Source organism: Yersinia vastinensis (genome assembly GCF_902726565.1).
GTDB lineage: Bacteria > Pseudomonadota > Gammaproteobacteria > Enterobacterales > Enterobacteriaceae > Yersinia > Yersinia vastinensis.
In genome coordinates this window covers 1-12,881 of record NZ_CACVAF010000018.1, presented here as the reverse complement: position 1 = coordinate 12,881, position 12,881 = coordinate 1, and the positions used below count along the sequence as shown (strand labels likewise).

The following is a 12,881-nucleotide window of genomic DNA, read 5'->3' as shown; positions in this document are numbered from 1 at the left end:
CCGCTGATGAATACCATGACCCTCTGGCTACGCCATATCAGTTTTCTTATTCATAAGGAGATTTTGGCGATCCTGAAAGAGCCGGCAAATCGGGTGATTCTTTTTGCGCCCGCATTCTTGCAGGCGCTGTTGTTTGGCTATGCTGCGACTTATGATGTCAACCACGTGGATTATGCCGTGCTTGACCAAAGCCGGGGGCAGGCATCCACGGAGCTGCTGGCTCATCTAGATGGCACCGGAGTTTTTAACCGTACGGCAACTCTGACGTCGGCTTCACAGATACAGGATGTTGTGCTGGCAGGTGATGCTTTGTTAGTCCTGACCTTCCCGGCTGATTTTGAGGATAAACTCAACCGAGGAGAGTCCTCTCCATTACAGATGATTCTGGATGGGCGCAATTCCTCAACCGCAGGTGCTGCAGCCAGTTATGTCAGTGCGGTAGTCGCCGATTTTAATCAACGTAAAACGGGCAACAAACCCGCAATCTCGGTGGAAACCCGCGCGTGGTATAACCCCAATCTGGAATCGCGCTGGGGGCTGATGCCGACGTTAATTGCGGCATTAAGTATGATGCAAACTTTATTGCTTTCCGCTCTGTCCGTTGCCCGCGAGCGTGAGCAGGGAACATTTGATCAGTTGCTGGTCACGCCTTTCACGCCGATGCAGTTACTGATTGGTAAGGCATTGCCTTCGATTATGGTGGGGCTGGTCCAGTCGACCATTATTTTGCTGATTATTCTGTTCTGGTTCCGTATTCCCATGAATGGTTCGATAACACTGCTGTATCTCGGCTTGGTCAGTTTCAACATTGCTGCCGTTGGGATCGGCCTGTCGATATCTGCTGTTTCAATCAATATGCAGCAAGCGATGCTTTACACCTTCCTGCTGATGATGCCGCTAATGTTGTTATCCGGCATGCTGACACCAGTGCAGACTATGCCCGCTATTCTCGACACCCTGACCTACGCCAATCCGCTGCGATTCGCCATCGATCTGGTTAGAAGAGTCTATCTGGAAGGTGCCGGATTTATGGATATCGCGTTTAATTTTATTCCGATGCTGGTGATGTCTGCCATCACACTGCCATTGGCCGCATGGCTTTTTCGTAACCGACTTTACTGATACAGGTATCCTGATGAAACGCCGTTTTTCTTGTGTTTTTGGTAATAAATTACCAGTCCTAGTGACATTAATGGCTATCGCTGTGCTGAATGGATGCACCGTGGGGCCTGACTATCAAAAGCCAAAAACAGATGCGCCTGCTGACTGGACAACTTGGCGCAGTGGCGATGCTTCACTTCATGCGGTGAACGGGGTGGAAGTGATGGTCGACCACCAGTGGTGGAAGCGTTACAACGATCCGGTACTCGACAGTCTGGTCAATCGGGCACTGTCGGCCAGCCCTGATATCAAAACTGCAGCGCTGCGCTTCTCCAGCGCTCGCGCTCAGTACCGCATCACTGCGTCATCTCAGACACCTGATATTAACGCCACTGGCAAAGTCAGCCGCGAGCAACTGAGTGAAAATAGCCCTTCTACACGGGCACTTAAGGAGGTGTTACCACAGCCCGATGAGCTGATTGACTTAATGACTGAGCCTTATACTTGGTATCAGGCGGGTCTGGATTTCTCATGGGAAATCGATCTTTGGGGTCATGTTCGCAGAGCTATAGAAGCCTCCGATGCCGACATGTCCTCACAACAGGCGATGTTGGAGCTTGCTCGGCTCAGTATCATCGGCGACGTGGTGAATAATTACTACAACCTCAGGGGTATCCAGCAGCAAATAGCGCTGGCTAAAGAGGATGTGCAGGCGATGGAAGAACGTCTGTCTCTTATCCGAGCCAGAACAGACGGTGGTGAGCTGGATTATACCGATTTCGAAAGGCAACAAAGTGAACTGGCAGCCACCCGAGCCAACTTGATTGAACTCCAACAGCAGGAGGGCGTCGCGATGAACCAGCTATTACTGCTGTTGGGGGAGCATCCCGGAGCATTGCAGCAGGAGTTAGCATTCAAACCCAATTTATTGACCCCGCGTACTCTACCGCCACTAAATTTAGGTATTCCATCCGAAGTCGCCCTGAATCGCCCGGATATTCGTGCTGCCGAAGCTCGTCTACATGCTGCTACCGCCAGAATTGGGGTCGCGGAGGCGGAGTTGTACCCGAGCATTACGTTGGGTGCCCATCTCGGTTTTGATTCTTATAGTGAAAACAACTTTGCCGAATGGGGGAGCCGTTCCTGGTCGGTAGGCCCGAGTCTAAATCTGCCGTTGTTTGACCAAGGTCGCCGCAAAGCTACCGTTGTTTTGCGTGAGACTGATCAGCAGCAGGCTGCTGTCGATTTTCATAAAACTGTACTGAAAGCATGGCAAGAAATTGATGATGCGCTCAGTCGATACGCAGCCGCGCAGCAAAAGCTGACTGAACAGGAACAACGTGAGAAAAGCGCCAGAGAGGCAATGTCTCTGATTCAGGCGCGTTACGACGGCGGGCTGACAAGCTTTATCAATGTACTCGACAGCCAGCGAAGCTACATTCAGGCCCGACAATCACTGGCAATGAGCCAGCGTGATTTAAAAACGGCGTGGGCTGCGGTTAACCGCTCAGTGGGTAACTATCCGCGCTGAGTAATTTAAGACGAAAATTTGATACAAGTTTTGATAGAGCAGACTTATGCACCGTATGTTAGGGCTGTTTATCGTTGGCATCACGTTGCATTTGCGCTAAGAAGGGCGATTCACCGGGAGTTTTATAGAGGTGTTTACCGAGGCGCTGAATTGTCAAACGGGCTTTATGCGTAGCGTTCCCCTTTGTTGGCAGAATAAGTATGCCGGAAGATCTCTAAATATGAATGGCTCGATTCTGCGGGATACTGGCAATGGCAAAGCTGCAGCGAGGTTATCGCTGCATCATCAACAGTTAAGCTAATGCCCTATTTGTAACAGCGGTAAGCCGTTGGGGAATATTAATGCATGGTCTGCGTCGGTCTGACGACTATCTCGTTTACATCCACATTATCCGGCTGCTCAATAACATAGCGTACCGCGCGGCCAATAGCATCTGGTTGTAGTGCAATGGCACGGTAGCTTTTCATCGCTTCAGCGGCTGTCGGATCAGTGATGCTGTCGGCCAGTTCACTTTCGACGACCCCAGGATGTACACAGGTTACCCGTAGCTGGCTATTTTCCTGACGTAAGCCATCGGAAATTGCTCGTACCGCAAACTTCGTGGCACAGTAGACCGCTGCAGTTGGTGACACCGTCAAAGCCCCGACTGAGGCAATATTAATGATATGCCCTGAGGAACGCTCCAGCATCGACGGTAATACTGCAGCAATACCATAAAGCACCCCTTTAATATTCACATCGACCATTTGATCCCACTCATCCACTTTAAGCGAGGCCATGAGCGATAGCGGCATGATGCCAGCATTATTGATTATGACATCTATGCGGCCCCATTTTTCCAGTGCGAAGGTAGCAAACTGCTCCACTGAGCTACGGCGAGTCACGTCTAATGCATGTATCTCGACTATTGCTCCGTTAAAACGTAGCTCCTCAGCCAGCGCGGCTAAACGTTCTTCGCGACGGGCGCCCAATAGCAGTACAGCATTAGTTTTTGCCAGCTCGCGCGCGATTCCGGCACCAATGCCGCTAGATGCTCCGGTAATTAAGATCACTTTATGAGTCATACATCTCTCCTGTTTACATTGTGCTGGTGATCTTACGCCGGCAGGACTATAAAGATAATCCGCTCATTACTTAATAGGCTGGTAACGGTGGCTAACCAATGACAGTTGATAAGAACGCGCTTGAGGTATTTGTTATCGTGGCGCAGACACGTAATTTTCGGATAGCGGCAGAGCGGTTAGGGGTGACTCGCTCAGCAATCAGCCAAACGTTACGTCGATTGGAAGATCGACTGAACATTTCACTGATGCAGCGAACAACACGCAGTATCAACCTGACCGAAGCAGGGAAACGACTCTATGCTAACGCCGCTCCCGCCATTGAACAATTGAATTGTGCAGCGACAGATATCGCGGACCAGATGGCGGAGCCGCGTGGTCAGTTACGGCTGGCAATCTCCTCGATTGCGGAGAGAATAATTGGCGGAAAGCTACTGGCGGACTTTATCTCCGCTTATCCGCATGTCGAACTGGACATTACTATCACTGATGAAGAGTTCGATATCGTTGAGCAGGGTTATGATGCTGGTGTGCGGCTTGGGGAGGTCATCGGACAGGACATGATTGCGGTGCCTGTTTCAACCATGCAGCGGCAGGTTGCCGTGGCATCCCCAGCCTATATTGCGCAACATGGCATTCCGCAGCACCCAAACGAGCTTATCCATCATCGCTGTATTGGTTGGCGAAAATGCCCAGGAGTTTCGCCCTATCGCTGGGAGTTTGACGATAAGGGCCGTGATTTTAATGTGAACGTCAATCCCCAGCTCACCACTAACGATATGGGCGTGATGATCCGTACCGTGTGCGCTGGAGGGGGGATTAGCTTTGGTATGGCAGAGACTTTTCAACCTTACATTGAGCGCGGTGAACTGATGACGTTATTAGATGAGTGGTTACCGACATTCCCCGGTTTTTATCTCTATTTCTCCAGTCGGAAAAATCTGGCACCAAAACTCAGAGCGTTTATTGATCATGTGAAGATGTGATGGTTGTGTTGTTTGGCGTGCCACACTTTGATAGATATACCGAAGGTCGTTATTGTGACTAATACAAATAGGAATCAAAAATGGTCAATCTTGCTAACACGAAAGGTAACAACACTACTGGTGTGCATATGCTTCAGCGCGACAAGAATGGAGGTTTCCGGATCCGTACTAGTCCAGATAGTTTAAAACGCTTCACTTCCGTGGATGTGCGTCCAGAACATCGTGGTTGGTTCAAAGGGAAAAACGAAATTTACGGTTCGGAACCTTACAATACGATTGAAGATGGCGCGGTAGCGCTTTGTGCGTTCATTGAAAAGGTGTGTGGTGTTCCATGTGTGTGGGAACCGGCGAAAGAAAATAGCGCAGCACTCGACGCGGGCATTATTAGCTGAGCGGTGTTTTCACACTTAAGCCACACAGCGTTCAGATCCTGCAATCTGGTACAGCCTTAAAGATTACAGGTATAATCCCACAAATTATTCAACTGGTTTAGAAACGAAGATGACAAAACTCACGCTACAAGAGCAGATGCTCAAAGCTGGATTAGTGACCAGCAAAAAAATGGCCAAAGTCCAACGAACGGCTAAAAAATCACGAGTTCAGGCTCGTGAGGCGAGAGAAGCAGTGGAAGAAAATAAAAAGGCACAACTTGAGCGTGATAGACAGCTAAGCGAACAACAAAAACAAGCTGCTTTATCTAAAGAATATAAAGCGCAGGTGAAGCAACTCATTGAAATGAACAAAATCGACATTTCAAAAGGCGATATAGGTTTTAACTTCACTGATAATAATTTAATTAAAAAAATAGTTGTGGATAAGGTGACTCAAGATCAGTTAATTAGCGGTCGTCTTGCTATTGCTCGTTTGGTGGTTGGTAACAGCGGTGAGAGTGAATACGCTATTATTCCCGCAAGCGTAGCCGATAAAATTGCGCAGCGAGATGCGAACAGTATTGTATTAAATAGTGCGCTGAGTCAGGAAGAGCAAGATGAAGAAGATCCGTATGCTGATTTTAAAGTACCCGATGATCTGATGTGGTAATTAACGTTTTGCCAATATTGATAAATGAAAGGCCCCTCGGGGTTTTTCATTCAGATTTTATGTTCAGCCAGTTTGTGGATAACACAGGGTTATTCTGAGTAGATACTTTGGTATTCAGAACGGACTGGCATTATGGGTTCTGATCCACTCTTTACTCACGGGATGAACAAAATGTAGCTCACTGGCGTGCAACATCAGGCGCGGAGCTTGTTCGGTGCCTGGCAGTAGGAGACCACCATACAGGTCGCAGCCCAAAATAGGATGGCCCAACTGCTGGCAGTGGATACGAAGTTGGTGCGTACGCCCGGTCTCTGGAGTGAGTTCTACCCGCGTCAATGGTAGTAACGTCCCTTCGTCTAATTCATGATAAAAGCGCTCAATGACTCGGTAGCTGGAGCGCGCCGGTTTCCCATGGGTTGCACAAATCGACATCAGCGGAAACAGCGCCGGATCTTTGCTAATCGCTGCATCTATCATCCCTTCGTTGTTAGCCAGATGCCCGCAGAGCAGTGCCCTGTACACTTTAGTCACTGTGCGTTGGCTGAACTGCTGGCAGAGGGCGGCATTTATAGTCTTATTGCGGGCAATCACCATTAGCCCCGAAGTACCGAAATCAAGGCGGTGGACTAGGGTACAATCGGGAAAAACCTTTACCAGCCGATGATGCACCGAGTCGAGATTTTGCGGGTTTTTCCCCGAGAGACTGAGCAGCCCTGTGGGTTTATTGATAAGCACGAGGTGATCGTCCTGATAGAGAGTCTCGATCTTGTCATGACACGGTGGAGCAATAAAGGTATCGATAATCTTAGACATCAGGCGACCCAGATGGAGAGCGGGAGCGGATGATAACGAATTTTAAGCCGACTGGCGAATTTAGCTATTGGCTTAATGGGGCTGTTGGTGGCGATTAACGAATTTTATATCGAGTCATAGTGCTGATATATAAATATGATCAAATAAGAAGAATATTCCATGCAGGATGCACCATTGCAAAGAAACCTTGCCATTTCGACGAGATTTCTTTGTTAAGGTGAATCGCTCACTTTGGGTTATAGGCGCTATTAACGCACAACCAGAACGGAGCATTTGGCATGACGAACTACCGCTGCTGCATTTGAGCCCAGTAAATAAGTCATGATGCCGGGGCGGTGGGAAGCAATAACAATTAAGTCAGCTTTGACGACATCGGCAACTCTCAGTATTTCGTCTTTGGGGGAACCTGAGGTAATGTGTTTTTTGACTCGATCTTCAGGGATATCAAACTTAGCAATGAGTTCGGAAAGTTTTAATAATGCCTCATTTTTGATCTGCTCTTGATCTGGGGCTTCTCCTGAATAGGCGAGACCCAAAGAGGCATAATAGGGAAACGTTGGAATGACTGTCAGGAAATGAACATGAGCGACATCAGTAATATTTGCTTGTGCTTCAACATGTGCAATAACTTGTGAAGTGAACTCAGGATCTGAGATGTCCACAGGTACCAAAATAGAGTGATACATACATCCTCCTATTTGTTTTATGTCCCGCTGTAATTATAACCATTAATCTCAACGTCATTGTAGTGTTTTTAATATGGTTTTAATCAGAACAGAGAGAGTAGTAAGGCAACCGGCAAGCTCAAAGGCCAAGTTATACCGATAAGAAGTGATGATATCAGCCTGATAGCCAAACTCTGATCACGGGTGAGAGGGAAGATGATGCAAGTTGCGGCAATAGCTCCAATCGCGTAAATGTAAAGAAGGACGACTCCGGTACTCATGGGGCAATTTTCCTTTTGTCCACGTTATTTGTTTATCATCTTCCAAAGAATTTGTATTTTCTCAAGGTAAGCAAAATCATGTGGCTGTATAAGGGTGAAACAGTCTAAATGTTACAGCTATTTAAGCGGGCCGTAAAACCTATGTAAAGGGTTAAATGCGAATAATGGTTATGTTCATACCTATTTACCCTCTTTCGATAAAAAAGTGAGCAAGTGAGTCAGAAAAATTGGTTTTCATATGGCTATCGTGCTTGCGCGCTCCCGTGGTTTCTGACAGAGATGGGAGGATAAAAAGAGGGGGGGCAAACCTTGAGATAGCGTAATAAAATACGCACTAAAATTAATTTAATATATTTTTTATATTTCCACCTATTACATTATTTTTTGAGATATGGCGCATCGATAATATCTATTCATTTAATATTCGTTGAGTTACTCAATGTGAACTTTATTATCCTTATGGTTAATTAGGTTATTAATATGAAATTTATTACAGCAATATTGATTATTTCAGCACCCGTGTTTTCATTATCAATGCAGATAAATGAACCTATTGCTGTACCTGCAATAACAAGAGTTTCTGAAGCGGTATGTAATCGTAATTATGTTAACAAAGAGTATATTGCGTGCATAAAGTTAGTAGATTCATCTCTGCTTAAAGCGTATTGGGCAGGGAAAATGAATGTTTTCTGTCAGTCTAAATTTAATGATCAACCCTCTAAAGAAAAGCAATGTATCACCATCATGATGATATCAAATGCTCTGGATGAGATGGGCAGTCATTATCTTGAAGAATAAATAAACGATAGAAATAGTGGGGGCCGCTGAGGCGGCCTTTTTAAATTTATCTGCCGGATAATATAGTTAACATTAGTACATAACTTTACTCTGACTAACTACTGAAAGTGGGCAAAACTCTGTTCGCCGATGAGTAAGAGGGCGATGACAATCATAATAATCCCTGAAAATTGGCTCACTCGCCGGGCAGCGCTTGGGCGTGTTCGCAGAACTATTTTTGAACCGATCCCTACGAGAGAATAAACCACACCACAATTGATAATATGCGCAATTCCCATCACTCCTATCTGGATAGCGATTGGCCATGTCGCACTTTGATTTGTGAATTGCGGAACAAGTGCCAGAAAAAGGAGCAGTGCCTTTGGGTTCATTCCACTGATACCGAAGCCCCGAAGCAGTGTAGTCGAGTAACTTCCCGATGACCGTTCATTGTCAGTGGCTGGAACGGGAGGATCCCGTAGAACATGAATACCAAGCCACAAAAGATAGGCGGCACCGAGATATGTCAGCACGACAAGGACGACGGGAGCACTGGTAACAAGTACACCGACACCTGCAGCTACGACGACAGTAATTGCAAGATAACCGATTAGCATGCCAGTCACAGCAGGAAACAGTGCTCTGTTTCTCAGCCCCGAAGAGATGGCAAAAGCCCAGTCTGCGCCAGGCGTAATGACCAGAGAAAACGACACAATCCAGAATGCCACTAACATATTAGTTTCCAATTAATCACCACCAAAACTCATAAGAATAATGAGATGAATAATATCAGTGGGTTACTGAAAGGTGCTTTTAATATCTTGCCTAAAATAGCCAAATCAAGGGAGAATATACCTCATGGATAAACTAGATCGAAAAATTCTTGCTGAACTACAAAAAGATGGGCGACTTTCTGTCACCGATCTAGGCAAACGTGTTGGTTTGAGCTTATCACCCTGCCACCGCCGAGTCAGGGCGCTTGAGGATGCGGGTGTTATTACTGGATATCGGGCAAGTATTGCACCAGAGGCTGTGGGGTTGAACTTCTCTGCTATTGTATTTGCCTCTCTTCGGGAAAGTAGCCGTGACAACGTGCGGGCTTTCGAAGATGCTTTAGTGGATATTCCAGAGATAGTTCAGGCGCAGCGTCTTTTCGGTGAACCCGATTACATGCTTCATATCGTCACACAAGATATTACGACGTTTCAAAAGCTGTATGACAGCACCTTGTCAGCATTGCCAAGCGTTCTCAAACTCAAATCGACGCTTGTGATGAGAGATATTATCCATAATAGGCCTTTGGCGCTGTAATTTGGGCCTGACTTCAATGTGTCTAAAGGTGTCATTAGGATATTTAATCGCTATTACAAGATGTTGCCCGCAGTAATAGCTTAATAGGATTCTATATGTGGTGAGGCGATAGAATCCTGAGATGACAGGGGACTAAGAGTGAATAATTCTGTGTTTCTCAAGTACACCTTTATTGTCAAATAAGAAAAGTACTCTTCCTCCTTCTCCATTTTGGCATATAAGACCATCTGCATTTGTCTTGTCGGTGATACCTTGGCAGGTCATATACCCGTGGTGTCAGCAACCCTTTCTGGCAATAAACATTCTTGTATGCATTCCATAAAGACTCTCATTGCCGGGCTGACAAATTTACCCGCATGATGGGCGCACAATGCGGTGATGGTTAGCGGACTCTCTGAAAAATGAAGTTCTTGTAGTTCGCCAGACTGAAGTTCTTTTTCAACCGTAAAACGAGGTAAGAAAGTGACGCCCAAGTTGCTAGCGACACATCGTTTAATACTTTCGATACTCCATAGCTCTATAGTGTTTTCGAGTGTAATACCACGCTGACGTAATGTGCTTTCAAAAATTTGGCGAAAAATGCACTGAGTTTCATTAATAATGAAGCTCACCGGTAAATGCTGATTTGGCTGGGTAAAATCCATACCATTAAGTAATGGTGATGCGACAAGAACCAAATCTTGCTTTCCAAAACTCGTCATATGCAGTGCGTCGTCATTACCTACACGATAAAAAACACCTAAATCTGCCTCATCCTCCAGTAATGCATCACGTATGACATAGCAGTTTAGTGATTGCAGAGATAAACGAACTTTCGGTGCTTTCATTTTAAAGCGCTGTAATACTTGCGGCATTTTATATGCCAGCAATGTTTCCCCTGTAGCAACCCGCAGTTCTCCTGTTGGCTCTGCGTCCTGCTGCGCGGCTTGACGTATACCTGCCATAACGCGGGTGAGTTCATATACATGAGGCATCAGGTTTTTTCCCGCCTCAGTGAGCAGCATGCGGCGGCCAATTTTTTCAAACAATTGCATTGAAAGCTCTTGTTCTAGCTGTTGAATATGAAAGGTTACCGTTGATTGTGTACAGCACAGCTTCCTTGAAGCACGCATAAAAGAACCTTCTTCCACGACTGTTTTTAGCGTAATGAAACGGCGTAAATCCATGGGCTGTCACCTTAATCAATCGAAATTATCGAATTGATGATATCAAAACATTCGTTTTTTTGATTCTTTCGAATGAGATAAAGTCTAAAAAAAATTTTGGAGAAGACAAGTGACATCAGCCATTGTTAGTGCGTTTTTGACTTATACGCTTATTACAGCCATGACTCCTGGACCTAATAATATTCTCGCACTGAGTTCGGTTAATCAGTATGGGTTGAGAAAAAGCACTCGGGTTTTGGCAGGAATGAGTGCCGGTTTTTTAATTATCATGCTGTTGTGTGCTGCTTTTACTTTCACACTGATTAGCATTCTGCCCTCAATCAGTCTGTGGCTCAGTTGGGCCGGGGCGGCATATGTGCTTTGGTTGGCCTGGCATATTGTTATTAGTGAACCCTCGTCATCAAATACGGAAGCAAAGCCTTTGAGTTTTTGGGTGAGCTTCTGGTTTCAATTTGCCAATGTAAAAATTATTTTGTACGGCATTACAGCGTTATCTACTTTCGTATTGCCCCATACGCACAATGTTATTTGGGTTCTCATTGTTAGTCTCCTGCTGGCCATTATCGGCATTATAGGTAATTTATGTTGGGCCTTAGCAGGGCATCTCTTTCAGACACTGTTCCAGCAACACGGTAAAACAGTCAACCTGATCCTTGCCGCGGCATTAATTTATTGTGCGATACGAATGTTTGTTTAAATCTTACTGAGTCGAATAAGCTCCAGCCTGTCGTGACATAATTTCATGATTTCCTCACTCAGATGGGTGGGGGAGTCTGATATACTGACGAGATATTTTTAGTAACAGTTTGAAGTTATTGTTTTAATCACTTCTCGAAATTAGTTTGGGGCAAAGTACGTGAGTGTGAATTCTACGGTTTTATCTTCCCGACATACGTTCAGTTATGCCCCTTTTCGGAATTTATTTTTTGCCCGCTTACTGACCGTTTTAGGTAATGGCATCGCCCCTATTGCGCTAGCTTTTGCGGTGCTGGATATCGGGGGAAGTGCAACCGATTTAGGGCTGGTTGTTGCCGCACGGTCTATTTTTAACGTTGCCTTTCTATTGATCGGCGGCGTGCTTGCGGATCGCTATTCTCGAAGTGTTGTTCTATTGTCATCCTCCATCATTGCTGCATTATCCCAAGGTGTTGTTGCTTGGCTTGTGCTTGATGGTGCTGCAACGGTGATGTGGTTGGCGCTGCTGGGGACTGTCAATGGTGCGGCTGCGGGTATTGCGCTACCGGCCTCCTCTGCGATGGTTCCACAAACCGTGCCCACACGTCACCTTCGACAAGCCAACGCTTTTATCCAATTGGGTATTTATGCGGGAACGGTAATTGGTGCTTCTCTTGGTGGCATTTTAACAAGTGCGGTTGGGCCAGGCTGGGGATTGGCTATTGACGCACTGGGATTTGCTGCGGCTGCACCACTTTATATGTTGATCCGTATTGACTCAACGAAACCGAGTGAATCACACACGAATATCTTGCAAGACTTACGAGATGGCTGGCAGGAGTTCATTTCTCGTGCTTGGGTGTGGGCTATTGTCGCTCAGTTCACCATTGTGAATGCCGCTTTTAGCGGGGTGGTGATGGTGCTTGGACCTATCGTTGCTGATGCTTCATTTGGGCGAACGGGGTGGGGGATGATTGTTGCTACGCAAAGTCTTGGTTTGATTGCCGGTTCTTTTATTGCGCTTCGATGGCGTCCGCGACGTGACCTATTTATTGGTGTCATGCTGATTGCCCTTTGTGCTATCCCGATTGCGCTTCTCAGCATGATTTCTTCAACTCCCATTCTGATGGGGGCATTTTTCATTGCTGGGGTTGGTTTTGGGCAGTTTGGCGTGGTTTGGGCCCATTCTCTACAAACTCATATTCCGCCAGAGAGATTGGCGCGAGTTTATGCTTATGATGCTATGGGGTCATTCGTCGCTATTCCTCTTGGGGAAATTGCCGCAGGTCCCCTGGCGATGCATTATGGTACTTCTACTGTTTTGTTTGTGTCAGCTATTGCTGTCGTTATAGCAACGGTTGCAGCCAGTTTCACTCCAGCGATTAGACAACTTGATAATTCGCCCCAAGTGAAGCCACATATTTAGCGCTGATTAAGTATATATATTGTTAAATATTATATTCTCTAGGCATT

At 46.2% G+C, this 12,881-nt stretch carries 15 protein-coding genes; 9 read left to right on the top strand and 6 right to left on the bottom strand.

The window, feature by feature from the left end; translation table 11 throughout:
• The first annotated feature begins 6 nt into the window (after positions 1 to 6).
• Both HUZ92_RS19390 and HUZ92_RS19385 read left to right on the top strand, forming a co-directional pair.
• Positions 7 to 1,122 carry an ABC transporter permease gene (locus HUZ92_RS19390; RefSeq protein WP_235897002.1) on the top strand — a complete coding sequence of 372 codons (1,116 nt, stop codon included), beginning with the start codon at positions 7 to 9 and terminating at the stop codon, positions 1,120 to 1,122.
• Between the two features lie 13 nt (positions 1,123 to 1,135).
• A complete protein-coding gene (locus HUZ92_RS19385; RefSeq protein WP_050097404.1) occupies positions 1,136 to 2,632 on the top strand; it encodes an efflux transporter outer membrane subunit in 1,497 nt (498 codons plus the stop codon).
• Between the two features lie 338 nt (positions 2,633 to 2,970).
• On the opposite strand, the gene HUZ92_RS19380 is transcribed toward HUZ92_RS19385, so the two are convergent.
• Complete coding sequence (locus HUZ92_RS19380) at positions 2,971 to 3,696, bottom strand: SDR family oxidoreductase (protein ID WP_050097405.1); 726 nt, start codon at positions 3,694 to 3,696, stop codon at positions 2,971 to 2,973.
• A 98-nt stretch (positions 3,697 to 3,794) separates the two neighbouring features.
• Between HUZ92_RS19380 and HUZ92_RS19375 the strand changes: the two genes are divergently transcribed.
• The 3 genes from HUZ92_RS19375 (at position 3,795) to HUZ92_RS19365 (ending at position 5,720) form a co-directional block, all read left to right on the top strand.
• The gene (locus HUZ92_RS19375; RefSeq protein WP_145579927.1) at positions 3,795 to 4,679 is read left to right on the top strand and encodes a LysR family transcriptional regulator; all 885 of its coding nucleotides are present in this window, start codon (positions 3,795 to 3,797) and stop codon (positions 4,677 to 4,679) included.
• A gap of 80 nt (positions 4,680 to 4,759) precedes the next feature.
• The gene (locus tag HUZ92_RS19370) at positions 4,760 to 5,071 is read left to right on the top strand and encodes a hypothetical protein (RefSeq protein ID WP_050097407.1); all 312 of its coding nucleotides are present in this window, start codon (positions 4,760 to 4,762) and stop codon (positions 5,069 to 5,071) included.
• A 109-nt stretch (positions 5,072 to 5,180) separates the two neighbouring features.
• Positions 5,181 to 5,720, top strand: coding sequence for a DUF2058 domain-containing protein (locus tag HUZ92_RS19365; protein WP_050097408.1), 540 nt, complete (start codon positions 5,181 to 5,183; stop codon positions 5,718 to 5,720).
• A gap of 114 nt (positions 5,721 to 5,834) precedes the next feature.
• Here HUZ92_RS19365 and HUZ92_RS19360 read toward each other — a convergent pair whose 3' ends face one another.
• The 3 genes from HUZ92_RS19360 to HUZ92_RS19350 form a co-directional block, all read right to left on the bottom strand.
• Positions 5,835 to 6,533 (bottom strand): RluA family pseudouridine synthase, encoded by a 699-nt coding sequence (locus HUZ92_RS19360; RefSeq protein WP_128450823.1) that lies wholly within the window; start codon positions 6,531 to 6,533, stop codon positions 5,835 to 5,837.
• A 248-nt stretch (positions 6,534 to 6,781) separates the two neighbouring features.
• A complete protein-coding gene (uspF, locus tag HUZ92_RS19355; protein WP_050097410.1) occupies positions 6,782 to 7,219 on the bottom strand; it encodes a universal stress protein UspF in 438 nt (145 codons plus the stop codon).
• A gap of 83 nt (positions 7,220 to 7,302) precedes the next feature.
• A complete protein-coding gene (locus tag HUZ92_RS19350; RefSeq protein WP_050097412.1) occupies positions 7,303 to 7,479 on the bottom strand; it encodes a GhoT/OrtT family toxin in 177 nt (58 codons plus the stop codon).
• A 480-nt stretch (positions 7,480 to 7,959) separates the two neighbouring features.
• On the opposite strand from HUZ92_RS19350, the gene HUZ92_RS19345 reads away from it, so the two are divergent.
• A complete protein-coding gene (locus HUZ92_RS19345) occupies positions 7,960 to 8,277 on the top strand; it encodes a hypothetical protein (protein WP_050097421.1) in 318 nt (105 codons plus the stop codon).
• A gap of 98 nt (positions 8,278 to 8,375) precedes the next feature.
• Here HUZ92_RS19345 and HUZ92_RS19340 read toward each other — a convergent pair whose 3' ends face one another.
• Positions 8,376 to 8,990, bottom strand: coding sequence for a LysE family translocator (locus HUZ92_RS19340; RefSeq protein ID WP_050097428.1), 615 nt, complete (start codon positions 8,988 to 8,990; stop codon positions 8,376 to 8,378).
• A 124-nt stretch (positions 8,991 to 9,114) separates the two neighbouring features.
• Here HUZ92_RS19340 and HUZ92_RS19335 point away from each other — a divergent pair, with 124 nt between their 5' ends.
• Entirely contained in the window at positions 9,115 to 9,567 is a 453-nt protein-coding gene (locus HUZ92_RS19335; RefSeq protein ID WP_050097431.1) for an Lrp/AsnC family transcriptional regulator, read from the top strand.
• A 260-nt stretch (positions 9,568 to 9,827) separates the two neighbouring features.
• Here HUZ92_RS19335 and HUZ92_RS19330 read toward each other — a convergent pair whose 3' ends face one another.
• Positions 9,828 to 10,733: a LysR family transcriptional regulator gene (locus HUZ92_RS19330; protein WP_145579928.1), complete on the bottom strand. Its 906-nt coding sequence runs from the start codon at positions 10,731 to 10,733 to the stop codon at positions 9,828 to 9,830.
• Positions 10,734 to 10,842: 109 nt separating this feature from the next.
• Between HUZ92_RS19330 and eamB the strand changes: the two genes are divergently transcribed.
• Together eamB and HUZ92_RS19320 are read left to right on the top strand one after the other, a co-directional pair.
• Positions 10,843 to 11,430 carry a cysteine/O-acetylserine transporter gene (gene eamB, locus HUZ92_RS19325; protein WP_145579929.1) on the top strand — a complete coding sequence of 196 codons (588 nt, stop codon included), beginning with the start codon at positions 10,843 to 10,845 and terminating at the stop codon, positions 11,428 to 11,430.
• A 159-nt stretch (positions 11,431 to 11,589) separates the two neighbouring features.
• The gene (locus HUZ92_RS19320; RefSeq protein ID WP_050097436.1) at positions 11,590 to 12,834 is read left to right on the top strand and encodes an MFS transporter; all 1,245 of its coding nucleotides are present in this window, start codon (positions 11,590 to 11,592) and stop codon (positions 12,832 to 12,834) included.
• Positions 12,835 to 12,881: the final 47 nt, after the last annotated feature.